Annotated in this window: 22 protein-coding genes; 18 read left to right on the top strand and 4 right to left on the bottom strand. The window is 65.5% G+C overall.

Features of this window, described 5'->3' with window-relative positions:
- Positions 1–119: 119 nt before the first annotated feature.
- Positions 120–905: a DeoR/GlpR family DNA-binding transcription regulator gene (locus tag B5F79_RS09950; RefSeq protein WP_087221025.1), complete on the bottom strand. Its 786-nt coding sequence runs from the start codon at positions 903–905 to the stop codon at positions 120–122.
- Between the two features lie 376 nt (positions 906–1,281).
- On the opposite strand from B5F79_RS09950, the gene B5F79_RS09945 reads away from it, so the two are divergent.
- From B5F79_RS09945 to B5F79_RS09930, 4 genes are all read left to right on the top strand, one after another.
- Positions 1,282–1,737, top strand: coding sequence for a PTS sugar transporter subunit IIA (locus B5F79_RS09945; protein WP_158094880.1), 456 nt, complete (start codon positions 1,282–1,284; stop codon positions 1,735–1,737).
- A 3-nt stretch (positions 1,738–1,740) separates the two neighbouring features.
- Positions 1,741–3,042 carry a PTS ascorbate transporter subunit IIC gene (locus tag B5F79_RS09940; RefSeq protein ID WP_087221019.1) on the top strand — a complete coding sequence of 434 codons (1,302 nt, stop codon included), beginning with the start codon at positions 1,741–1,743 and terminating at the stop codon, positions 3,040–3,042.
- A gap of 79 nt (positions 3,043–3,121) precedes the next feature.
- Positions 3,122–5,131, top strand: coding sequence for a BglG family transcription antiterminator (locus B5F79_RS09935; RefSeq protein WP_158094879.1), 2,010 nt, complete (start codon positions 3,122–3,124; stop codon positions 5,129–5,131).
- Between the two features lie 4 nt (positions 5,132–5,135).
- Complete coding sequence (locus B5F79_RS09930; RefSeq protein ID WP_087221013.1) at positions 5,136–5,405, top strand: PTS sugar transporter subunit IIB; 270 nt, start codon at positions 5,136–5,138, stop codon at positions 5,403–5,405.
- 53 nt (positions 5,406–5,458) lie between these two features.
- Here B5F79_RS09930 and B5F79_RS09925 read toward each other — a convergent pair whose 3' ends face one another.
- The 3 genes from B5F79_RS09925 to B5F79_RS09915 all read right to left on the bottom strand — a co-directional run bounded on the left by B5F79_RS09925 (position 5,459) and on the right by B5F79_RS09915 (position 8,601).
- A complete protein-coding gene (locus B5F79_RS09925) occupies positions 5,459–6,145 on the bottom strand; it encodes an HAD family hydrolase (RefSeq protein ID WP_087221011.1) in 687 nt (228 codons plus the stop codon).
- 48 nt (positions 6,146–6,193) lie between these two features.
- Complete coding sequence (gene rlmD / locus B5F79_RS09920; RefSeq protein ID WP_087221008.1) at positions 6,194–7,360, bottom strand: 23S rRNA (uracil(1939)-C(5))-methyltransferase RlmD; 1,167 nt, start codon at positions 7,358–7,360, stop codon at positions 6,194–6,196.
- 272 nt (positions 7,361–7,632) lie between these two features.
- Complete coding sequence (locus B5F79_RS09915) at positions 7,633–8,601, bottom strand: hypothetical protein (protein ID WP_087221005.1); 969 nt, start codon at positions 8,599–8,601, stop codon at positions 7,633–7,635.
- 294 nt (positions 8,602–8,895) lie between these two features.
- Between B5F79_RS09915 and B5F79_RS09910 the strand changes: the two genes are divergently transcribed.
- From B5F79_RS09910 to loaP, 14 genes are all read left to right on the top strand, one after another.
- Positions 8,896–9,915, top strand: coding sequence for an SPFH domain-containing protein (locus tag B5F79_RS09910; RefSeq protein ID WP_087221002.1), 1,020 nt, complete (start codon positions 8,896–8,898; stop codon positions 9,913–9,915).
- A 12-nt stretch (positions 9,916–9,927) separates the two neighbouring features.
- A complete protein-coding gene (locus tag B5F79_RS09905) occupies positions 9,928–10,110 on the top strand; it encodes an Arc family DNA binding domain-containing protein (RefSeq protein WP_087220999.1) in 183 nt (60 codons plus the stop codon).
- Between the two features lie 131 nt (positions 10,111–10,241).
- A complete protein-coding gene (locus B5F79_RS09900) occupies positions 10,242–12,317 on the top strand; it encodes an elongation factor G (protein WP_087220996.1) in 2,076 nt (691 codons plus the stop codon).
- Positions 12,318–12,453: 136 nt separating this feature from the next.
- Entirely contained in the window at positions 12,454–13,641 is a 1,188-nt protein-coding gene (locus tag B5F79_RS09895; protein WP_087220993.1) for an FprA family A-type flavoprotein, read from the top strand.
- A 188-nt stretch (positions 13,642–13,829) separates the two neighbouring features.
- A complete protein-coding gene (locus B5F79_RS09890; protein WP_087220990.1) occupies positions 13,830–14,852 on the top strand; it encodes a hypothetical protein in 1,023 nt (340 codons plus the stop codon).
- 433 nt (positions 14,853–15,285) lie between these two features.
- The gene (locus B5F79_RS09885; protein WP_087220987.1) at positions 15,286–16,632 is read left to right on the top strand and encodes a hemolysin family protein; all 1,347 of its coding nucleotides are present in this window, start codon (positions 15,286–15,288) and stop codon (positions 16,630–16,632) included.
- Between the two features lie 81 nt (positions 16,633–16,713).
- Positions 16,714–17,634 (top strand): cyanophycin synthetase family protein, encoded by a 921-nt coding sequence (locus B5F79_RS09880; RefSeq protein ID WP_087220984.1) that lies wholly within the window; start codon positions 16,714–16,716, stop codon positions 17,632–17,634.
- 46 nt (positions 17,635–17,680) lie between these two features.
- A complete protein-coding gene (locus tag B5F79_RS09875; protein WP_087220980.1) occupies positions 17,681–18,130 on the top strand; it encodes a YtxH domain-containing protein in 450 nt (149 codons plus the stop codon).
- Between the two features lie 2 nt (positions 18,131–18,132).
- Entirely contained in the window at positions 18,133–19,161 is a 1,029-nt protein-coding gene (locus tag B5F79_RS09870; RefSeq protein WP_087220977.1) for a PRC-barrel domain-containing protein, read from the top strand.
- Between the two features lie 141 nt (positions 19,162–19,302).
- Positions 19,303–20,697, top strand: coding sequence for an LCP family protein (locus B5F79_RS09865; RefSeq protein WP_241147312.1), 1,395 nt, complete (start codon positions 19,303–19,305; stop codon positions 20,695–20,697).
- A gap of 309 nt (positions 20,698–21,006) precedes the next feature.
- Positions 21,007–21,666, top strand: a complete 660-nt coding sequence (locus tag B5F79_RS09860) for a YveK family protein (RefSeq protein ID WP_087220974.1) — start codon at positions 21,007–21,009, stop codon at positions 21,664–21,666.
- Position 21,667: 1 nt separating this feature from the next.
- The gene (locus B5F79_RS09855) at positions 21,668–22,576 is read left to right on the top strand and encodes a CpsD/CapB family tyrosine-protein kinase (RefSeq protein WP_087220971.1); all 909 of its coding nucleotides are present in this window, start codon (positions 21,668–21,670) and stop codon (positions 22,574–22,576) included.
- A 58-nt stretch (positions 22,577–22,634) separates the two neighbouring features.
- Complete coding sequence (locus B5F79_RS09850) at positions 22,635–23,276, top strand: CpsB/CapC family capsule biosynthesis tyrosine phosphatase (protein WP_087220968.1); 642 nt, start codon at positions 22,635–22,637, stop codon at positions 23,274–23,276.
- 298 nt (positions 23,277–23,574) lie between these two features.
- Positions 23,575–24,090 (top strand): antiterminator LoaP, encoded by a 516-nt coding sequence (loaP, locus tag B5F79_RS09845; RefSeq protein WP_087221050.1) that lies wholly within the window; start codon positions 23,575–23,577, stop codon positions 24,088–24,090.
- Position 24,091: the final 1 nt, after the last annotated feature.

Here is a 24,091-nt window from a genome sequence, read left to right as displayed (position 1 = left end):
ACCCGTTCCGCCTCCCGCCACAGATACGGGCCGGCGCCCGACGGGGAAGGAGGACCCGTCGGGCGCCGGCCCGTTCGTATGGGTATACGCGTCTTGCCCTGTTGCGGCGAGGGGTCCGGCTATACCTCCGCCGCCAGGGGGTCGACGCGACGTACCTCGTGGATTCCGGCCGCCAGGAGGGCGTCAACGTCCTCGTCCGTGGCGCCGGTGTCCGTGATGAGAATCGAGACCTGGTCGAGCGTGGCGTAGGAGAACCCGGCGGCCATGCCCAGCTTGCTCGAGTCCGCAAGGAGGATCATCCTGTCCGCGCGCTCGACCATGAGGGAGTTCACGGCAGCCTCCTGCTGCGTGGTCGACGTGACGCCCGCGGAGGTGGAGATGCCGGCGCAGCCCACGAAGCACGTGGTGGCCGAGACGCTCCCCACGTTGGCGAGAGCGAACACGCCAGAGAGCACGCCGCGCGGGCGGCGGACCTCGCCGCCGGTCACGAGCACCATGCCGTTGGGCGGGATGGGCAGCTTGTAGGCGTTCGCGCTGTTGGTGACCACGGTCACGCCCTGCGCCCTGATGTAGGGAACCATGTCGAGGGCGGTGGAGCTGGTGTTGACAAAGAGCAGCTCGTCGCTGCTCACGAGCTTGGCCGCCGCCTGCGCGATGGCGGCGCGCTCGGCGGCGAAGGCCTCCTTGGCCTCGCTGCCGTCGGCCTCCGCGAGGACCGCCTCGCCGTAGCGGCGGACGACGACGCCGCGCTCCTCCAGGGCGTCGAGGTCGCGGCGTATGGTGAGCGGGGAGGTGCCGAGCCTGTCGGCAAGGTCGGAGACGCCGGCGCGCCCCTCGTCCTTGAGGATGTTGGCGATGGTCTCTCGCCTCTGTCTCACGAAGCCCCTGCTTCTCCCGGATCCCATGGCAAGGCCCCCTTGCGGATAGTCGTCGCTCTATGGTGCTGCTCAAACTGCTGAACAATATGAGCAAGTATTTGGTTACATTACACAGTAAACCATCAAATCGGTCCATTCACTGTGATTATTTTGAATGACCGTTCAGAGAGAAGAACAAACCGTTCACAGACTGTGAACGGTTTGAATGGCGCTCTCGGATTGGGGGTATCTACGCGAGGACGGTGTGGCATCCGACTACGCAATCGATGTCACAGCGGATGATGACAAGTTTTCTATGTTTTTCTTGACTCGCTTCCCCAACCATAGGTACCGAGGGGTTCGGCTTCCGCGGGGCCGACGAGACTCCAGCCTGTTCGTAAAGATAGACACAGGAGACGTCCTTATGGAAGACAAGTTCGACTATGACAACCTGCGCCTCCAGGTCGAGGTTGCGGACTGCCGCGACGCAATCCAAAAGGCGGCAGACGTGCTGATTGAAAAGGGCTGCATCACATCGGGGTACGTCGACGAAATGAACGCGGCGTTTGATGAGCTCGGTCCATATTTCGTGCTGTCCCCGGGAATGGCGTTCGCGCACTCAAAGCCCTCTCCCAGCGTCAAGCGCACCGGGCTCTCGCTCATTACCCTGAAAAACCCGGTCAACTTTGGCAGCGCCGCCAACGACCCGGTCTTTCTCGTGTGCGTGATTGCGTCCGTTGACGCTAAGGAGCACATTGACCAGCTCAGGCGCATCGCCCAGTTCCTGGGTGACGAGCGGCACGTGAGCGCGCTCCGAGCTGCCCGCACGGACGAGGATGCGCACGCCATAGTCGACGAGCTTAACAAGGGAGGCTGCTAAACCATGCCAGACATCGTATCTACGCTTGTTCAGTCATTCACCCAGGCACCGATCTTCTTGAGCCTGGTCACGCTCGTCGGCCTGCTTCTGCAGAGGAAGAAGGCCCACGAGATTCTTGATGGCGTCATCAAGACGCTCGTTGGCATGACGATGCTTTCTACGGGTTCGAACCTGCTCACCAGCACGCTCACGCCGGTTATCCAGAAGCTCAACGATGTGACGGGCGTTACGGGCGTCGTCCCGCAGAACTTCTCGGTCTACGGCACGATGCTCTCTGAGTACACGACCGCCGTCGTTCTGGCTTTCCTTGGCGGCTTTGTGATCAACCTCATTCTGGTTAAGATCGTGCCCTGGAAGCAGTGCAAGAACGTGTACCTCACCGTTCACGTTGCCCTTATCCTGTCCTCGTTCCTCTGCGCGTCCCTCTCTGCCGCTTTTGGTTGGGAGATAGTCTCCGTTCCCACCATTGTGACCGCCGCAGTGCTTCTTGGCATATACAACACGTTCTCTCCCGCGGTGGCGCGCCTCTACACCAAGAACTTCACCGGAGACAATTACACCCTTGGTCACCAGCTGCAGATTGGTACCGGCCTGGGCGTCCTTCTCGCCAAGGCGGTGGGCAACCCCGAGGAGGATGCGGACAAGATCAAGCTTCCCAAGGGTCTCGAGGTCCTGAAGGACGTCACCGTTGCCATGGCCATCCTCATGCCGCTCATCTTCATTGGGATGGGTATCGCCATTGGCCAGGCGGGCATCGAGGAGCTCGCTGGCTCCACCTATTGGCTCGTCTGGCTTTTCCTGCAGGGAATCTCCTTCACCGCAGGCTTTACCATCCTGCTTGCCGGCGTCCGCATGTTCATCAACCAGCTTCTGCCCGCCTTCAAGGGCATCGCTGACAAGTATGCCAAGGGCTCCATTCCCGCCCTGGACTGCGCGGTCTTCTATCCGCTTTCCGGTACGGGGGCGATGCTCGGCTTTGTGTCCGCCGCCGTGGGCGCGCTGTGCGCCATGCTCATCACCATCGTCTTTCAGATGCCCGTCGTGGTGTTTCCGAGCCCCAATGTTGTCGTGTTTGACGGAATGACCCTTGGCGTCTTTGGCAACAAGTTCGGTGGCTGGAAGGGCTCCATCGTTGCCGGGTTCGTGATCGTCTTTGCCGTCCATATGCTCGTGATGTTCCTCTATCCCCTCACGGGCGTGCTCTATGGCGGGGGCCTCACCTACTCGCAGACCGACTACAGCATCTTCTGGATGCCGGTCATGTCGATTCTCTCCGGCATCGGCCACGCTCTCGGCCTCGCCTAGTCCTCCTGGGGGGTGCGGGTTCGCCCCGCACCCCTTCTCACGCATCTCGCCCAAACGGGAATTCGTCTTGGAGTGTCTCTTGAAGAAGCGCGTCAACATGATTCTTCGCCAGCTGCTGAGGCAGCCCGGCTGGGTCAGCTCGCAGGAGCTTGCCGATCGGCTTGGTCTCAGCCGGCGTGCCCTGACGTATGCGCTTGGAGAGGTCGACGAGCTGCTGGAGGCTGGAGGCCTCCAGGCGGTCGAGCGTGTGCCGGGCAAGGGCCTTCGCCTCGCCGAGGCTCAGCGCTCAAGGGCGTTTGCGCTGCTTGACGAGGACGTCTCTTCAGATGTGGTGATAGATCCAGCCGACCCGAAGGGCAGGCGGCTCTTCGTGCTCTTCTCGATACTGTGCGTAGATGCCCGCAGCACCGTGGAGCGGATGGCAAACCAGATGCAGACGTCCGCCAGAACCGTAAGCAACGACATGAGCTCCCTGCGTCGCACCCTTACAGGGCAGGGGCTGCAGCTCGTCTTTGACAAGCAGCATGGCTACCAGGTCAAGGGAAACCTCTTCGTTGTGCGCAATCTCCTGCTGTCGAGTCTTCGCGAGGCATGCGTCATGGACACCTGCCGAGAGGTCGAGCGAGTTGTCCGGGGCCTTTACGGGATGGCCGAAACAGAGTTTGATCGGTTTGGCGCGACGCAGGTGGGTCAGCTTCAGCAGACCCTCGAGGACGTCCTTCCGAACCACTTTGAGCGGGGAGTCCAGTGGACGATTCTGCTTCAGGTCGTGCTCATCTCGCTGGAGCGAGGTGCCGGCCACGATTATGGTCTTAATGATGACGACCGATCCTATCTTGAGAGAAGCGCGGGATTCGAGCTCGCACGCTTCCTGCGAGCTCGCGCCTCCGAGCTGCTGGGCGTGGAGCTTTCGGAGGATGAGAACTACTACCTGGGCATCATCCTCCAGTCCCTGCCCACCACGAGCCCCCGCTACGCAGAGCAGAACTACCCATTCGAGCTCGAGGTAATAGCCCAGCGGTTCATCCTTGCCGTGAGCGAGCGCTACGACTATGACTTTGGCGCGGACTCCGAGCTCTTTGGCATTGTGGTGGGACACATGATCCCCCTTGTGTATCGGCTGCGCTTCAATGCCCAGATTTCCAACCCTCTGCTGGAGAGCGTGATGGGCAAGTACGGCAAGCTGCATGCCGCCGTCAGGGAATCCGTCTCCGAGCTGGAGGGGTTCGCCCACGCCGAGCTGACCGATGACGAGTGCTCCTTCTTCACGCTCTACCTGGCCTCCTCGATCGAGAAGCTGTCAAATGCAAGGCGGGGCGCGACGCGGGTCGTGATCGTCTGCAACGCTGGAAACGCGGTCTCGCGCCTTCTGCAGTACAAGCTCATCAACGCGTTCAGCATCAAGGTGGTGGCCACGGTGGGTGCGGCGGACCTCGCCGCGGCGCTCCGCGGCTCTTCCCCGGTCGACCTCGTCATCAGCGTCGTGGACGTCAATCGGTCCGCGTACGGGGACGTGCCGTTTCTGAGGGTGTCGCCCCTCCTCACGGACGACGACTATCAACGACTGGGCAGCCACCTTGTGCGTCGCGTCTTCACCTCGGTGGGCGACGAGGAACCTGAGGCTCCCGGCCTCCTCGACCTTCTTGGCGAGAGGTGCTTTGGGGTCTGTGACGAGGTTGAGGGCATGGACGAGCTCATCTTGCTCGGCGGTGGCCTTCTCCACAAAGCGGGACTCTGCGACGAGGAGTACCCACGACAGATGGTGAGCGCCGCGCACTGCTTTGGTCCGCTCACGACGATTCTCATAGCGCCGGGCATCATCATGCCTCACGCCGGGATAAGCGATCACGTGCGCGGGACCGGCTTTAGCTTCGTGAGGATACGGAGGCCCATTTACGTGAACGGGAAGGAGGTGTTCTGCGCGCTGTCCCTTTGCACGAGGGACAAGCTGGTAAATCAGAGAGCGATTCAGCAGGTGGGAATGCTGCTGAGTCGAAGCGACTTCATCGATCGCGTGCGTGCCGTTGGCACGTACGAGGAGTTTGCAGAAACAGTCAGTCAATGCCTCAAAGAGGCAGAAGGGAAGTAGGGTCATGAAGATCACGTGCGTTTGCGGCATGGGGATGGGCAGCTCCCTCATTGCCAAGATGAACATCGAGAGCATTCTCTCTCAGGAGGGGATTGACGCTGAGGTTGATAACTGCGACCTCGGTTCGGTTTCTGCTCAGGATTCCGACTGGTACGTAACCACGCGGGAGCTGGCGGACAACATGCCGGAGAGCGCCAAGGACCACACCATTGTGCTGACCGACTTTATCTCCGTTGACTCCATCCGGGAGGAGCTGGTCAAGAACCTCAAGTAACGCTTGCTGCCTTACGGGCGCCCGGTTGAGCCTGCTCGCCGGGCGCCCGTTTTCTACCGCAGCGCGCGCATGATGTCCGCCATGCTCGGCGCGAAGGCGTTGGCCCCGGCTGCCTCGCCGGCGCCGCGGTCCGCGCTGGCCGCGCCCAGGTACTGCACGGTCCAGATGCCCGCCGCGCGCGCCGCGGTGATTCCCGCGCGCGAGTCCTCCACGGCAACCGCCCGGAGCTCGGGGTTCTTCTCGCCCGGCGCGAGATACGAGAGGGCCGTCCGGTAGGGCTCGGGGCTGGGCTTGCGCTCGCTCACGAGCTCGCGTCCCACGATGACAGAGACGAGGGACAGCAGCTGAAAGTGGTTGAGGGCGCGCACGAGGCTCGAGCACGGGGTCGTGGAGACCACGCCGATCTTCGTGCCGCGCGCCGCGAGCTCGTTCCAGAGCTCGGGTAGGCCGGGGCTGGGCTCGAGGTCGGGGCTGCCGTAGATCATGCCGTCCGCATCCCACACCTCGAGGTACTGCTCGGTCGTGATGCTGATGCCGTGCTTTGCGAGGAGCTCCGGCGCCAGGATCTCTGAGGGATGGCCTACGAAGGAGAGGACCTCCTCGTCTGTGGGGTCGTAGCCAAAGTGCCGGATGGCCTGGCGGTCGAGCTCAACGTAGAGTGGCTCGGTGTCCGCGATGACGCCGTCAAAGTCAAAGAGGGCGAAGTCCAGGTGCTCGGGGAGCGTGATGGGGGCAGTCACGGTGTCTCCTGTTCTTGGGTCGGTCGTTCTGGGGCTCGCTGCCGGCTGCTACCGGCGCCTGAGGGTGACCACGCTCTCGACGTGGCGCGTGTGGGGGAACATGTCCACCGGCGTCACGTGCTCGAGGCGGTAGCCGCGCTTTCGGAGCAGCTCGAGGTCGCGCGCCTGGGTGACCACGTTGCAGGAGACGTAGGCCACGCGCTCGGGTGCGAGCGCGGCCACGCCTGCCAGGAACTCCGGCGTGCTGCCGGCGCGCGGCGGGTCCATGATCACGGCGTCGAAGCGCTCCCTCGCGCCCTCGCGGGCCATCCACTCGGTGGCGTCCGCGGCAACGAAGCGGCAGCGGTCCTGCACGCCGTTGGCCTCGGCGTTGCGGCGGGCGCAGGCAACGGCTCCCGTTACCTGCTCGACGCCCGTGACGCGCGCGTCCTCGGACTCGCGGGCGGCGCAGATGCCGATGGTGCCCGTGCCGCAGTAGGCGTCCAGCACGCGCGCGGAGCCCGCCACGCCCTCAAGGGCAAGCTGGTAGAGGACCTCGGTCTGCTCCGGGTTGGTCTGGTAGAAGCTCGTGGGCCCTATCTCGAAGGTGCAGCCGAGCAGCTGGTCGTGCATGACGCCGGGGCCAAAGAGGGTGCGGCAGCGCCGTCCCAGGATCGCGTTGGTCCGGCGGTCGTTCACGTTCTGCACGATGCTCGTGACCTCGGGGCACGCGGCGCGGAGCTCGGACACCAGGCGGCCGGGGTCGCGCAGCTCGTCCACGCGGGTCACGAGGACCAGCAGGACGTCCTCGGTCTTCCAGCCGCAGCGAACGACGGCGTGGCGGAGCACGCCAACGCCGCGGTCCTCGTCATAGGGAGGGATGTGCAGCCGCTCCGCCACGCGTGCGACGGAGTTGAGAATGCGCCGTGCGCGCTCGTCCTCCACGAGGCAGGTCTCGCATGGCACGATGCGGTGCGTTCCCGCAGCGTAGAAGCCGCAGCGCACGCGCCCCCGCGGGCCGTGCGCAAACGGCGTGGCCGCCTTGTGGCGGTAGCGCACCGGCTCGTCCATCCCGCGGATGGGCTCGAGCGCTGCGTCGTCCTCGCGGGCCATTGCGCCCAGCAGCTCCTCCACCTGCTCCTGCTTGCGCCGCAGCTGTATGGGGTAGGGAACCGCGAGCCACTCGCAGCCCCCGCAGTCGCGCGCAATCTGACAGGTGTAGGTCCTGTATCCCATGTGACCTCCGCTTTCATTGAGTCACAGCCCATCATATCCGAGCGTGCCGGGTCCCTCGGCCATCGTAATTGGCCTCCTCGTGCGGACGCTCTCATTTGTAGGGTATTTCACGGGGCTTGGGTGAGATACACTCAAAATGCGGCAAGCTCCCTAGCTGGGGTTTCTTCCTCCATTCATTTGTTGGGTATCTGGCAAACCCTCCTGGAAATACCCTACAAATGAGAGACGGGCGGCAGGTGACCCTCTCGGGCGCTCCGCCGGCCTCGAAGTCGCTAGAAAAGCACCCGCTCCCTGTCGTTCATCCACTGGAATAGGTCGACCTGAGCGCTTCTCTGGTCTTTCGTCGCCTCGGAGTGCTCCCGGCCGATTCGCTCTTCGAGCAGCCAGGTGAAGTCATCGAAGTGCTGGAGGGTGTCCATCTGTCCATGGGTTGCCGAGATGGTCTTGATCTCCATGGCCTCCAGGACGTTTCTCCGAGTCTGCGTGTGGTCAAGACGAAAGCGGCCCGTGTGATAGGTCAGGCTGTCGTACTCGAGGTCGCTCCTGTAGTCCGACAGGTACAGGTCGCCCTTGAGGTGATGCTCGTCCAGGAGCCGCTGGCCGTGTTCCTCGATCTTGATTATCTGGTTCGCCGAGATTGCGATTGGCCCCCTGCCGCCCAGATCGGGAGGCATCCCGTAGTGCATGGCAAGGTGGACCTCCTTTGGGGAGGCCGTCAGCTCGACGACGTACTCGAGGGCGCGGCGCGCCTGCCGCATGCCGTACGTGCGTTTTGGGAGGGAGCTCACGTACCTGCGAAGGTCGTCGAGGGAGACCAGCTGCTCGCGCTCTCCCGTGTAGTCGCGCCCGCGCTCCGAGATCGAGAACGTCGAGCAGAGATAGCAGCCAATCTCGACGAGCTCCCACAGGGTGTGGTGCGGAGCCATCTGGAGGAACGTGAGCCCGGGGGACGCCACGAGGTTGTCTCCGCTCAGTCGCCTGAACGAGTGCTCGGGAAGGCGGGTGCTGCAGACGTGCACCTCAAAGCCGTCAAGACGGTGCTTTACCGTCTGGTTGGGAACCATGAGGTGAAGGGGGCGCTTCTCGGAGGGCTCCAGCGGGAGGTGCTCGCGTCGAGCCAGCCTCGAGCTGGCCTGCGCAAATGCGAACCTGCCCGTGTCCGTGCCCTCTGGTACGGCCTCGTCCTCTCCCTTTGTCAGCCAGTACTGCAGCGCCGACTCAAATCCCAGACACAGCCCCATCTCCTGCCTCCCATCTCGAAACTCGGCCTCAGCCTAGCGGATGCCGCGTACGCAAAGCTGACCGGCAGCTTTGGGCAATCTGCCAGGCAAAAGGGAGGGACGAGCAAAATGGCGGGTAGCACGGCACGCGCTCGTCGCCGGTGCGGTCGGTCGGCGCCGGCGCCGTCCATCGACTATTCACTGCCGTACGCCGCTCCTCCTGCGGTTGCGTTGACAAGAAACCAATGTGATATCACAATGGTATCAGCGCATCGCGACCCATAGGGGGCCGCAGCGCCGTTGAAAGGAACCGCAATGACCGTAGAGAAGCAGGCCCGCGCCGCGTCCGGCTGGCCCATGCTCTTCGTCAACCTCGTCGTGTACGTCGTCGCCATCTGGGGTATGGTCCAGGGCATCATCATGTTGGGCACGGCGGATGAGGCTGGCCAGCCGCTGCCGATCCCGGGCGTTGTCCTCCTCGTCGGCGGCATCGTGCTGCTCATCGCGAACATCATCGTCAGCAGCGGGTTCTTCTCGCTGCAGCCGGGTCAGGCCCGCGTGCTCGTGCTCTTTGGCAACTACGTGGGTACCGTCCGCGAGTCCGGGTTCTACTGGGTCAACCCGTTCTACAGCCACAGCCTGGGCTCCGATGGTACCGGCGCCTCCATCGACGTGAGTCTGGAGGAGGGCACCCCGTCCGTGAAGGCAGCCGCAGCCGCCAAGGCGCTCTCCACCAAGGTCTCCCTGCGCGCCCGCACGCTCAACGGCGACCGCCTCAAGGTCAACGACAAGATGGGTAACCCCATCGAGATCGCCACCGTCGTGGTCTGGCACGTGGCCGACACCGCCAAGGCGCTCTTTGACGTGGACCACTACCCCAGCTACGTGGCCATGCAGACGGAGACGGCCCTGCGTCACGTGGCCAGCGTCTACGCCTACGACCACATGGAGGACGATGACGCCTCCAACCAGTCCATCACGCTGCGCTCCAACATCGAGGAGGTCTCCGAGTCCCTCAAGGAGGAGCTCGACCGTCGCCTGGCCCCGGCTGGCGTCTCGGTGGACGACGCTCGCCTCACGCACCTTGCCTACGCGCCGGAGATCGCCCAGGCGATGCTGCGCCGCCAACAGGCCGAGGCCATCATCGCCGCCCGCAAGAAGATCGTGGAGGGTGCCGTCTCGATGGTGGACATGGCCCTCAAGGAGCTCTCCGACGGCGGCGTGGTGGAGTTCGACGACGACCGCAAGGCCGTGATGGCCTCCAACCTGATGGTCGTCCTCTGCGGCGAGTCCGAGGCTCAGCCCGTGCTCAACACCGGGTCCCTCTACCAGTAGGACGCTGACGACGTGGCCGCGCGCAAGCAATATCCGCTCCGCATAGACCCGGAGGTCTGGGCCGCGGTCGAGCGCTGGGCCGTGGACGAGATGCGCAGCGCCAACGGCCAGGTCGAGTGGATCTTGCGCGACGCCCTGCGTCGCGCCGGCCGCCTGCCCAAGAAGGGCGAGGGCGACGATAACCCCAAGAAGTGACGATGGGGGCGGGACGGTGACGTTCCGCCCCCACCGCTCTTCTCGCCCGCTGCCCGATATGTGCGCAACGCCGTGTCCAAACGTGGGTATGGTGAATGGCATCGTGCATACACCCGTTCTAGGGAGGCATCATGGCTGCAAAGGGAACCGAGAAGGTTAAGAACGTGGTCCTTGTGGGCCAAGGCGGCGTGGGCAAGACCATGCTGGCCGAGGCCATGCTCCACCTGACGGGGCGTACCACTCGTCTGGGCGGCCACGCCGGCACCAAGCCCACGCTCGACTACGACGGCGAGGAGGGAGAGCGCGGCTTCTCCATCTCCACCGCCATCGCGCCCATCACCTGGGAGGGTACGCGCCTGAACGTGCTCGACGCTCCGTGCTACCCCGACTTCGTGGGTGACGCCTACGCGGCCATGAGCGCCTGCGAGACCGCCGTCTTTGTCGTGGACGCCGCCTCGGGCCCGGGCACCATCACCACCCGTCTGTGGTACGCGGCCGAGGACCTCTCCCTCGCCCGCGCGCTCTTCATCAACCGCCTCGACCGCCCGGATGCGGACTTTGACGTGGCCATGGCCGCGCTGCAGGACCGCTTTGGCTCCAACCTCGGTGCCGTGACCATCCCGATGGGCTCCGGCGAGGCGTTCCAGGGCATCATCGACGTCGTCCACATGAAGGCCCGTCACCTCGATAACGGCAAGCCCGTGGTGGGCGACGTCCCCGCCGAGTTCGCCGATGCCGCCGAGGCCGCGCGCGCCCAGCTCACCGAGCTCGTGGTCGAGGCCGACGACGAGATCATGATGAAGTACCTCGAGGGCGAGGAGGTCACCCAGGACGAGCTCGAGGGCCTGCTTGCCAAGGCCATCCGCGAGCGCGTCTTCGTGCCCGTCTTCTCCGGCAGCTGCGTGCGCGAGGAGGGCGTCATCTCCTTCATGGACGCCGCCGTGGCGTGGTTCCCCACCATGGCCGACTTCGGCCGCATCCCGCTGGTCAACGGCGAGCAGCTCGACATCTCCGAGGACGACGAGCGTCCCGTGGTCTTTGCCTTCAAGTCCCTCAACGACCCGCAGAACGGCCGCCTCTCCTTCCTCAAGGTCCTCGCCGGTACCATCACGCCGGGCATCGAGCTCACCAACGCCCGCACCCGCAAGACCGAGCGCCTCGGCCACCTCTATCAGATGTGCGGCAAGGAGACCACGGACGTCCAGTCCGCGGCCGCCGGCGACATCGTCGTGGTTCCCAAGCTCGAGGCCATGACGGGCGACACGCTCTCTGTCACCGGCAAGGTCGAGGCCGCCGAGTTCCGCTTCCCCAACTCGCTCTACCGCATCGCCATCGAGCCCGACGCGCGCGGCACCGAGGGCAAGCTCTACGCCTTCCTGGAGAAGTCCGCGGACGCCGATCCCACCCTCAAGGTCGAGCGCGACGAGGACACCGGCCAGACCGTCATCTCCGCCATCGGCGAGGCGCAGGTCAGCGTCCTTCTTGACCGCCTCGAGGACCGCGCCGGCATCACCGCTCACACCGTGGCGCTCAAGATTCCGTATCGCGAGACCATCCGCCGCGTTGCCTCCGCCCAGGGCCGTCACAAGAAGCAGACCGGTGGCGCCGGTCAGTACGGCGACTGCTGGCTGCGCATCGAGCCCAACCCGGGCGCCGGCTACGAGTTCGCCGACGAGGTCGTGGGCGGCCACATCCCGCGCGGCTTCATCCCGGCCATCGACAAGGGCGTCCAGGAGACCATGCGCGAGGGCGTGCTCGCCGGCTACCCGATGATCGACGTCAAGGTCGCCGTCTACGAGGGCTCCTACCACCCCGTCGACTCCAACGAGATGGCGTTCAAGACCGCCGCGCGCATCGGCTTCCAGAAGGCCGTCGACCAGGCCGAGCCCGTTCTGCTTGAGCCCATGGCGCACCTGCGCATCACCGTGCCCGAGAGCTACGCCGGCTCCGTGATGGGCGACGTCTCCGCCTCCCGCGGCCGCGTCGAGGGCATGGAGGCCGGTACCGGCGCCACCGCCGGCGAGACCACCGTCGTCGCCACCATCCCGTACGCCGAGGTCACCGACTACGCCACCCGCCTGCGCTCGCTCTCCCGCGGCACCGGCGAGTTCGAGATGGAGGTCTCCGGCTACGAGCAGGTCCCGCACGACATCCAGCAGAAGCTCGCAGCCGAGTACGCCGCCCGCCGCGCCGCCGGCGAGAAGTAGCCTGTAAATTGGGGACAGTCCCCAATTAACAGAACCCCCACGCGGGCGGTCGGTCCTCAGCGTCCGACCGCCCGCAGTTGGGTAAAATGCTACCAGTCGGCCAACAAATGAGGCCGTCGTGCAACAGGAGGACAGCATGCTTTCCGCAGTTCAGATCAAGCCGGACGTCTACTGGGTCGGCGCGCTCGACTGGAACGCCCGCGAGTTCCACGGCTACACCACCGAGGCCGGCATCACCTACAACGCCTACCTCATCCTCGACGAGAAGGTAACGCTCATCGACACCGCCAAGATCACCTTCAAGGACGAGCTGCTCGAGCGCATCTCCTCGGTGATTGACCCGTCCAAGATTGAGGTGCTCATCGCCAACCACGTGGAGATGGACCACTCCGGCTCCACGCCCGTCATCCACGAGCTCGCCCCGGGCGCCCAGATCTACAGCTCCGCCCCGCAGGGCGTCAAGAACATGACCGCCCACTTCGGCGACCTGGGCTACAACGGCGTCAAGACCGGCGACACCCTCTGCATCGGCAAGCGCACGCTGGCCTTTGTCCAGACCCCGATGGTCCACTGGCCGGACAACATGGTCACCTACGACGCCTACGACAAGATCCTCTTCTCCAACGACGCCTTTGGCCAGCACTTTGCCAGCTCCGCCCGCTTTGACGACGAGAACGAACTCTGCGAGATCATGCACCAGGCGCGCAAGTACTACGCCAACATCGTGCAGCCGTACCGCGCTCAGGCCACCGCGGCGGTCAAGGCCGTGCGCAGCCTCGGCCCGGACGCCATCGACATGATCTGCCCGGCGCACGGCGTCATCTGGCGCAGCCACGTCGAGGACATCCTGCGCGCCTACGAGGAGGACTTCGTCTCCGGCGCCGTCAAGGAGCGCGCGCTCGTGGTCTACGACTCCATGTGGCACTCCACCGAGAAGATCGCTCGCTCGCTCGTCGACGGCTTCCTCGCCGCCGGCGTGCCCGCGCAGCTCATGGACCTCAAGGAGAACCACATCTCCAACGTCATGGACGTCTTCCTGGATTGCAAGTACGTCTGCGTGGGCTCGCCCACCCTCAACAGCCAGATGCTGCCCACTGTCTCCGCGTTCCTCACGTACATGAAGGGCCTCTCGCCCAAGAACGAGAACCGCGTGGGTCTGGCCTTTGGCTCCTACGGCTGGGCGCCCCTCGGCCCCAACAACGTGGCCAAGGAGCTCGAGGCCGCGGGCTTCCAGATGCCGGTGAAGACCCTCGCCGTGAACTGGATTCCCACGGACGAGCAGCTCACTGCCGCGAGCGACGCCGTGAAGGAGCTCATGGCGTAAAGTCGTCCGCCCAAGGCGAACGGTAACGAAAAAGAACAGGCGCTGCTCAGGGCGTGGCTCTGAGCAGCGCCTTTCTCATGCTTACACGAATGTTACACGAACATTCATATACATAATGTAGAGATTTAATCTCTCGTTGCTCAGCCGAAGCCGTTGCCTCATTGTGGTGCCATGGGGAAAGGAGCGGCATGAGCGAGAGACGATTGGTGGTCGGGTACGAGTCAGCACTGGACTTCTGGCGCGCGGTCAGGGCGGCCACCGCGGAGCGAGACGTGCTCGAGCCAACGGGAAAGACGTACGGCGCGAGGCCGCTCACGCTGTCCGAGCGGGCGAACCTCGCGATCAACCTCTGCAACACGAAAGCCCCGCTCGATGTCGTGGTGAAAGCCAAGGGCAAGCGACGCGGATACGCGAACATCGACGACCATGTTTGGCGAGGCCCGCTCACGGACGAACACCTTCATGGGATAGGAAACGGAATATACGTCTGCCGGATTCCAGCTGTGTTCTGTCAGCTTGCCACCAAGATGGACGAGATTGACCTCGCTGAGGTGGCGTGCGAGATGGCCGGAACATACGGCCTGGCGCCCTGGACCGAAGAGGGGAGCGTCGGAGACCTAGAAGCGCTGGTTGGCCTTGCTGAGCTTGAAGGCTATGTTGGCGCTCTCCGTGCCTTGGGCGTTCGCGGAGGTGCTCGTGCGGCCGCGGCGCTGGACATATCGGCGCCCGGCTCCAACTCGCCTCGAGAGACGGACGTCGCAATCTTTCTCAAGTTAAGCCGGGCCCGCGGTGGAGCCGACCTTGGAGGATTCTCTATGAACAGGAGGATTAAGCTTCCCCCCGGCCTGGCGAAGCGGCTCAACAAAGAGACGGTGATTCCCGACTTCACTTGGGACAATGGGACCGTTGTCGAGTACGACAGCACACAGGAGCACCTTTCGCCCGAGGCGAGGGCACGAGACGAGGCAAAGCGTCGGGCGTATAAGGCCGAGGGCCTCGATTGCCTCACGCTCACAAACGGGATACTTAGAAGCAATGCGCTGCTCAATCTGTTTGTTGAGGATCTTGAAGAAAGCCTGGGGATCGAAAGGCGACCAATGAGCGACCGCATGGAAGAGAGAAGAGCCCAGCTCAGGGAGAGGCTCTTTGGCTCCGAGACCAAGGAAGCTGCCTTGGCGGCCCTGAATCATGCTGGCCAGGGGCACACATAACGCATTCGGGTCGGTGAGCCGATCTTTCGTCAGCAAAACCGGGCTTCGGGCCGGTGGATTTTGACGTCAAGGCGTCTTCTTGGCCGATGTTGGACAAGCGCCATATGGCATAACACAGTGATTCCAAGTCGCTCTTGCACGTCCGGCGCCCAAAATCCACCGGCCCGAAGCCCGGTTTTGCAGGCGCCGATCTGCCGAGCCGGCCCGAGCGCGTTATGTGCGGGTACGTTGTCGCTGACAAAGACTCTGGGCGGCTGCCGCTGGCGAGTGCAGGCTGGAGGCGCGCGCACAGGTGCCTGGTCCTTAAAAGAAAGATGGATTGTAAGGCACAAACTGCCGTGACCTGCTAGAATCATCCCATTGTGCCGGCGGTCCCATCGTCCCGACCAAGGCACGCATCTGATCCCCGACCAAGGAGGTTGCGCACAGGCGCATGGACGTAGCGATAAGTATTGTGGTCACTTTCCTGCTCACGCTGGCCAACGGCTATTTCTCGATGTCCGAGCTCGCGGTGGTGAGCGCCAAGCGAGCGGTTCTCGAACCCGAGGCTGAGGAGGGTGACCGCAGAGCACGCAGCGCCCTCGACCTCGCCTCCAACTCGGAGCAGTTCCTCGCTACCATCCAGGTGGCAATCACCCTTGTGGGCTTTGCGTCCTCCGCCTTCGCGAGCACCAGCCTCTCCGACCCGCTCGGCAGCTGGTTCGTGAGCCTCGGCATGCCCGAGTCCATCGCGCAGCCCCTCGCGCCCGTCCTCATCACCCTCGCGGTCTCCTACCTCTCCATCGTGGTGGGCGAGCTCGTGCCCAAGCGCATGGCACTCTCCAACGCCGAGGCCGTCGCCAAGTCCGTCTCTGGCCCCATTCGCGGATTCATGCACGTCGCGCGCCCGCTCGTCTGGCTCACGGCCAAGTCCGCCAACGGCCTCTCCGCCCTCCTGGGCGTCAAGTCCGCCGACGAGCGCGACAGCGTCTCCGAGGAGGAGATCAAGTACATGGTCACGGACGCCGACGAGCTCACGGACCAGGAGAAGTCGATGATCCACGAGGTCATCGACATGGGCGACACCATCGCCCGCGAGGTCATGGTCCCGCGCGTCGATATGACCGCGATGGAGGACACCTCCACGCTCTCCGAGGTCATGGCCGTCATGCGCCGCACCGGCTACTCCCGCATCCCCATCTACCACGAGTCCGTGGACAGGATCGTGGGCATCGCCCACATCAAGGACCTCATCAGCCCCATCCTGGACGACGGCAAGTCCGCCGACTCCGTGGCGTCCCACGTGCGCGCGGCCGACTTCGTGCCCGACACCAAGGACATCATCCCCCTGCTCTCCGAGATGCAGTCCAGCCACGACCAGATGGTCATCGTGGTGGACGAGTACGGCGGCACCGCCGGCATCATCACGATTGAGGACATCGTCGAGGAGGTCGTGGGAGAGATCGAGGACGAGTTTGACCCCGACAACAAGTACCTCACCAAGCTTTCCGATCGCGAGTGGCTCGTGGACGGCCGCTTCTCCATCGACGATGCCATCGAGCTCGGCTGGCCCATCGAGGACAGCGAGGAGTACGAGACCATCGCCGGCTTCGTCCTGGAGCTCGCGGACAAGGTGCCCCACCCCGGCGACGTCATCGAGAAGGACGACTACCAGTTCCGCGTCCAGTCCATGCGCGGCCGCCGACTCTCGATGCTGCGCGTCGTGGCGCCCGAGCCCGCCGCCGAGGCGGGCGAGAACAACGCTGACGGCGAGAAGGGCGACGACTCCTCGAAGGAGTAGGCTCCGCGGCGGCAGTTTAACTACAATGTACGGGTACACTGTCACCAGCCCGCACACCCGGCGGAAGTGAGAGGAGCCTCGATGGCCCAGCTTTTTGACATCATCAAGGTCACGGTGGGGCCGAGGAACCTCGAGGCCGTGGTTGCCGTCTCCCCCGATGCGCCCCTGCTGACCAGCGAGGACCCCGAGGGCACCGAGCACGTGCTCGAGATCATGCCCGGCCTCGTCGACCACATGTGCCTGGGCGACGCCTCCTCCAGCTTTGGTGAGGTCGTCGCGGACACCGAGCTCGCGCACCTGCTCGAGCACGTGACGGTGGAGCTCCTCGCTCAGACGAATGCCGCCGGCGACGTGACGGGCGGCCAGACCGTCGAGGTTGACGAGCGCACCTACAAGATTACCCTCGCCTGCCCGGACGACGTCCTCGTGGCCGGCGCCCTCTCGAGCGCCGTCTGGATTCTCCAGTGGGCGTACTCGGGCGGCGGCGAGCCGGAGCCCGACGTCGAGGCCATTGCGAGCGGCCTGGTCGACCTCGTGGACAGCCTCGGCGAGCCGGAGTCGGAGCCGGAGGATGATTCCGAGCCCCTCGACGACCCCTTCGACGATGAGCTCCCTTACGAGGAGGAGACCGTCGTGACCGAGTTCGTCGACGCGGCCTACGAGCCCATCACCGAGGACGAGCCCGCGGACGACGAGCCCGCGGACTGGGACGAGGCGGACGACCTCTCCGACACTGCCGTGACCGAGCCCGTGGCAGACGAGGCCGAGAAGGACCTCGAGCCCGTCGACGAGCCCGTTGACGACCTCGAAGAGCCGGAGCCCGCGGCAGACGCCGATTCCGCCGAAGACTTCGACGACCTCGACGACCCGGACGACCCCGATTCCGCAGATGATCCCGAGCCCGCGGAAGACCAGGCCGCCGACCCCGATTCCGACTCTGACCTCGAGGACGACGACCCCTGGGGCATGAAGGACGTCCCCCGTCCGCACCTCGTTCGTTAGCCGGCGCCCACGCGCCCCGATGTGCACCTACCAACAGGAGGAAGACATGAACAAGAAGACCGTCGGTTTCATCCTTGGCAGCATCTTCGGCGCCGCGACCGGTGTCGTCGCCGGCCTCATGCTCGCCCCGCGCTCCGGTGCCGAGAGCCGCGCCATGGCCGCTGATGCCATGAACGACGCCTGGGACTCCGCCGTTGACACCTACGAGCGTGGTGCCGGCGTCGTGACCGACAAGATCAACGACTTCCGTCCCACCGTCGACGCCAAGACCGACGAGCTCCGCGCCAAGGTCGACCTCGCCCGCGAGCGCATGGACCAGCTCCGCGAGTCCCTCTCCGACGCCGTCGCCGACGCCTCCGCCCAGGTGCAGGACGCCGTGACCACCGTGACTGACCGCGTGGCCGCCATGGCGGACGCCCCGTCCGAGGCCGGCGAGACCGCGGCCGAGGCCGTCCACGTTGAGGTCGTGGACGAGGACGAGACCCCCGAGGCCTAGGCGTGCTCAAAGTCTCCGAGCTCGTCGGCAGGCGCGTTCTCCTTCCAAAAAAGCCCAAGACGGCAAAGGACGGCACCGTCACCGAGCGCTTCCAGAAGCTCGGCAAGGTGCACAACGCCGTGTTCTCCCCGGGCGGCAAGCTCGTCATCGGCCTCATGGTCAAGCGACCGGACGTCGCGGGAGTGGTCAAGCGTGACGACGCCTTCGTCGCGCTCGACTCCTTCGCGCTCGACGGCGCCAACGTCATGGTCACGCGGCCCGAGGACGGCATGGACGCCGCCGCGGTCCGTCGCCTGGGCGTGGACTGGGACTCCTGCATCATCTGGTCCGGCATGGACGCCAGGACCGTGGAGGGCAAGCCCCTCGGCTACGTCTCCGACGCAGAGTTTGACGAGAAGAACGGTCGCGTCCAGCGCTTCTCCACCACCGACGGCGGCATGGCGCGCGCCCTCCTGGGCTCCTTCGTGATCGAGCCCGGGATGGTCGTGGGCTACCGCGACGGCTACATGGTCGTGGACACCGGCGGCCGCGCCCCGGAGCTCGACGGCGGCCTCGCCGGCGCGGCGGGCGAGGGCTATGCCCGCGCCAAGGCCGGCGCCTCCCAGGTGGGCAAGAAGGTCGGCGCCGCCGCGGGGGAGGCCGTGGACAAGGGCTCCTTCGCGCTGGGCCGCGCCCTGGGCAAGGCCAAGCGCGCGATCGCGGACGCCACGGCAGACGAACCCGAGCCCGTCCAGCAGGCGCCGGCGATAAGCGCGGCGGACGTGCGCGTGGAGCGCCCGGTCGAGGGCCTGCCCGAGAAGACCGCCACGGCCGAGCCCAGCCGTCAGAAGCCCAAGACGTACGCCCCCGCGCCCAAGGGCGCAGGCGCGACGAAGTCCGCGGCAAAGCAGGCGCCCAAGCCCGCCGCCAAGCCCAGGCCCAAGTCCGCCTCCACCGGCGACAAGGTGGCCAAGGCAGCCGGCAAGCAGCTCGGTTCCCTTGGCAAGATGTTCGGTTCCTTCAAGGACGAGTTCGACAAGGCCCGCAAGTAAAGTGTGGTAACAAGGGGTGGCGGGGCAGCTGGCCGCAAGGCGCTGCCGGCGCCACCCTGTTTCTCCCGTGAAACGGCTCCGGCTCCCCGCGCGCGATTGGGTATCATCACCTGAGTGTCAAAACAGGGGAGGGGGTAGCTCATGGCGGAGCATGAGGCCAAGAAGGACGAGGAGCTCGAGAAGCGCGCGGACTCCGTGTCCGGCCCCTCTGACGATGCGGCTGCCGGCACCGCCCCCGCAGACGACGCCCCAGCCCCCGGCGCCCACTTCGCCGCCGGCTCCTCCCACGCCCGCACGCGCGACGAGCTCGAGGGCGCCGTCGCGCATCCCGTAAGTCCCGAGGCGGAGAGCCTCGACGAGCTCACCTCCTCCCGCGCGGAGTCCCTCAGGCCCTCGGTGGCGCGCCACGCCCGCGCGCACGACAGGTACGAGACCGCCCTCCGCGAGGAGGCAAGGCCGTCGGCGTCGTCCGACGGAAGGCGCCGCGTGCCGCTCGCCGCGAAGATCCTCATCGGTCTCGTGGCCGTGCTCGCCGTCGTGGCGGTGGCGGCCGGGCTCTGGGTCCGCGGCCTGGACAGTGCCATGAGCGTGGACGAGGACCAGCGCGAGGAGCTCGAGGGGGCCCTCGTCGACCCCGAGCCCGCAACGGCAGAGGAGGACAGGTCCTTCTACGTGCTCATTCTCGGCTCCGACGCCCGAGAGGCAGATGAGATCTCCCGGGCGGACGTCATCATGCTCGCTCGCGTGGACACGGCGCGCGCGACGGTGACCCTCGTCTCCATCCCGCGCGACACCATGGTCCAGGCCTCCAATGGCGGGACCGAGAAGATCAACGCCTCGTACAACTACGGCCCCGCCTTCGCCGTCCGCGCCGTCTCCGAGTTCGCCGGCGTGGACATAGCGCACTACGTCGAGGTCGACTTCGAGGGCCTGGAGCAGGTCGTCGACGCGCTCGGCGGCGTGACCGTCACCATCCCCGAGGACATACCCGCCGGCAACGGCGGCACGGCCTTCTCCGCGGGCGAGCAGACCCTCACCGGCGAGCAGGCGCTCTCCTACGCGCGCGAGCGCTACAACGTCTCCGGCGGCGACTTCGGACGCGCCCAGGCCCAGCGCCAGATTGTGGAGGCCATCGTGCGTCAGGTGCTCGCCGCGAGTCCCGTCCAGATTCCCGGGCTTGTGGGCCAGCTCGCCTCATCAGTCTCCACCGACCTCTCCTCCGCGGACATCGCGTCCTACGCGCTGGAGATCCAGCGCTCCGGCGAGAGCCTCACCATCTACTCCGCCGCGGCGCCGAGCTACAGCCTCTCCCAGGGCGGCGTCTCCTACGTGGCCACGATGTACGACGAGTGGCGCGCGATGATGCGGCGCGTGGACGCCGGGCTCGACCCCAGCGACTCCTCGGCGGAGATCCCCCAGGAGCAGGCGGAGGACGAGCGCCTCGGCGCGGCCACCAACGCCGCCGGCCCGCGCGACTACCGCGCCCTCGCGGAGAGCGCTGCCCTCACAACGGAGGACGTCGCAGCGGTTGAGTAGGGCACACGACCCGTGCCGCCCGGCCAACCCGCTCCCGACACATGCTAACAATTTATGCTGGCCCCCCTCATACTCTATTCAGCAAGCTCAGGGGCAAAATCCGCCGCTCTACAAGAGGTTAGTTTAAGCTAACTAAAAGAAATCCCAGATAACTGGGCATGTAGCATCTTTGCGTACATCTGATTGAATAATGTCTCTCTCAGTACATTTTCAGGCACCCCCTCCCCTATAATGTACGATTGCTTGACGTAGAGACGAAGCTTCGGCGCAGAGGGCGGTAACCTCCGCGCAAGAAAGGACCGCGAAGGCATGACCCTCCTCGAGCTGCTGCAACTGCTGAGGAAGCACCTCAAGCTCGTGATCGCGCTGCCCCTGGCGTGCGCGCTCCTCATGGGCCTGTACAGCGTCGTGCTCATGCGCGACACCTACACCGCCTCCACGAGTATGTACGTCCTCGTGGAGCAGGAGACCGTGAGCAACACCACGCTCTACTCGGACCTCTCCGCCTCCCAGATGATCTCCACGGACGTGGCGACCCTCCTCTCGAGCGACCGCGTCCAGAGCGAGACCGCGGAGCAGCTGGGCCTCAAGGACCTCACCGGCTACTCCGTCTCCGTCACCAGCGAGACCGACTCCCGCGTCATCGGTCTCTCCGTCACCGGGGCTGACCCGCAGGTGGCGGCGGACATCGCCAACGGCATGGTGGACAACGTCTCCACCATCGCCCGCGAGGTCATGGACGTGGAGAGCGTCAATGCCATCGACCTCGCCGTCGCCTCGGACGAGCCCAGCGGCCCCAACCGCAAGCTCTACGTGGCCGTGGCCCTCATGGCGGGCCTCTTCCTCGCCGTGGCCATCGTCGTGATGGCGGACATGCTCAACACCAAGGTCCGCAGCCAGGAGGAGATCGAGGCCCTTCTCGACGTCCCCGTTATCGGGCGCATCCCCGCCATGAAGGGAGGGAGGTAGCATGCCCAAGAAGCGCCGTCGCGCCGCGGACAAGGTCGCCGTGCAGAACGCGGTCAAGACCCTCGCCGCAAACATCCGCTTCGCCTCCGTGGACGAGCCCGTCTGCAGCATCGTCGTTGCCTCCACCATCCCCAACGAGGGCAAGACCTTCGTGGCGGAGCTCCTCGCCCAGGCGCTCGCCGCCGGCGGCCGGCCCGTCCTCATCATGGAGTGCGACATGCGCAAGCGCTCGCTGGCCCCCAGGCTCGGCGCGCACTGCCGCCACGGCCTCTACGGGGTCCTCTCCGGAGAGGTCGACGTCAACGAGGCCGTGGTCCGCACCTCCACGCCCAACCTCTACTTCCTGGACTGCGAGCCCAACATCCCCAACCCCACGGACATCCTCTCGTCCAAGCGCTTCCGCGGCCTGCTCAAGTCCCTGAGGCGCGAGTTCGCCTATGTGGTGCTGGACACCCCGCCGCTCTCCGTCTTCGTCGACGCAGCGGTCCTGGGCTCCGTGGCAGACGCCACGCTGCTCGTGGTGCGCGAGGACTACGTTCGCAGGGACGACGTTGTGGCCTCCTACACCCAGCTCAAGCAGGCCGGAGCCCATGTGGTGGGCACCGTCCTCAACTACTGCGACGCAAGCGGCGGCGGCTACGGCTATGGCTACTACGGCTACTACAGCCACTACGGCAGTGCCGAGAAGGACGCCGGCTCCGGCGCCCGCGGCGGGGGCGATGACGTTGTCATAGACCGCGCCCCGGCCAAGGCTGCCCCCACGACGGCGCCTCAGGAGGCCGCACCCTCGCCGGCGGGCCTGCGCGAGATCCCAACGGTGACGCCCGGTGCCCAACCGGCCTCGCCGGACTCCACGGCGCAGTTCCTGGTGGGCACGCACTACCAGGCGCGCACGTACACAGACGAGTAGGACCTCGGGTCCTCGGCACAAAGACGCATCCAACGATCGCACGCGAAGGGAGGACCACATGAGGGACATGCACAGCCACATCCTGCCGGGCGTGGACGACGGCGCCAGGGACCTTGAGATGAGCCTGGCCATGATAGACGCCGCGCGCAGGGCGGGCGTGACCAGCATCGTCTGCACGCCGCACGCGCGCGATCCCTACTTCGACTACGAGTCCATGTGGTCCGCCTACCACGAGCTCTGCCGCCACACCAACATGCCGCTCTCCATGGGCTTTGAGGTGGCGCACCAGAAGCTCATGGAGCTCGGTGCGGAGGAGTGGGCGGAGCGCCTTGCCATCCAGGGCACCGGCGAGTTCCTCCTGGAGCTGGACTTCGGCTGCTCGGAGGCGGACTTCCGCGTGTACGAGCGCACCATATTCGAGCTCCAGGGCCGCGGCCTTGCCGTGGTAATCGCCCACCCGGAGCGCTATCGCGCCATCCAGAAGAAGCCCGAGCTCGCGGGGCGTCTCGTGGACCTGGGATGCCAGCTCCAGGCATCCGCCGGCTTTGTCGCGGGGGGCCTCCTGGACCCCGCGTCCCGCTGCGCGCGGAAGCTCCTCAAACGCGGCCTCTACAGCTGCGTGGCGAGCGACGCCCATCGCCCCGCGCACTACGACCACCTTGCCCAGGCACTCAGGGAGTTCCCTGCGGGGGTGCCCTAGCGCCGGGTGCGAGAGGCCCCTTCGCCGGGCTCGCCGTCGCCCTCCCCGTGACGACGAGCTCGACGAAGGAGGCTCTTGCCTCCAACGGTCCGCGCGAGCGGGCCGGCGCATATCCGTAAGGCCGCCAATCGTCGCCAAGGGCGCGTTGTCGATGGACTTGCGGGGGATGAATATCGTCGCTCAAGGCGGAGAAGACCCGTCCATGGCGAAGCCTTGGCGTGCCGTGCGTTGGCTGTCCGCGCGGCACGCCGGGAACGTCTTGTTCGCCTTTTGCTGGGCGCTCATGAGAGGAGCGCACATGACGCTTTATGTTATACAGGTTATGGGCGGCACGGAGAGCCGTGTCTGTGACCTCATCAACAAGCTTTTGAACGACATCGTGGACGACTGTTTCGTCCCGCGGCGCGAAGTGATGCGCCGCGATGAGGGCCAGTGGAGGCGCGTGCGAGAGACGCTCTTTCCCGGCTACCTCTTCGTCAAAACCAACGACATCCAGCACGTGTCCGAGCGCCTTGCGAGCATCCCGGCGTTCACGCGTCTTCTGGGAGTGAGCGACGAGCGAATCATCCCCCTGAGCCAGGACGAGGTTGCCTGGCTCACCGCGCTTTTGCAACCGCTGGACAAGGTGGTCGAGATGAGCGTGGGCGTCATAGAGGGCGAGAAGGTCATCGTGACCGACGGCCCCCTCGTGGGCCAGGAGGCCCTCATCAGCAAGATCGATCGTCACAAGCGGCTGGCCTACCTGGACATGCGCATGTTCGGCAGAACCAAGACGATCAAGGTTGGGCTGGAGATTGTCAGAAAGAGCGCTTGAT

It is taken from the genome of Olsenella sp. An285 (genome assembly GCF_002159625.1).
Lineage (GTDB): Bacteria > Actinomycetota > Coriobacteriia > Coriobacteriales > Atopobiaceae > Thermophilibacter > Thermophilibacter avicola.
Note: the sequence above shows the minus strand (reverse complement) of the source record. Positions and strands in the feature narration are given on the sequence as shown.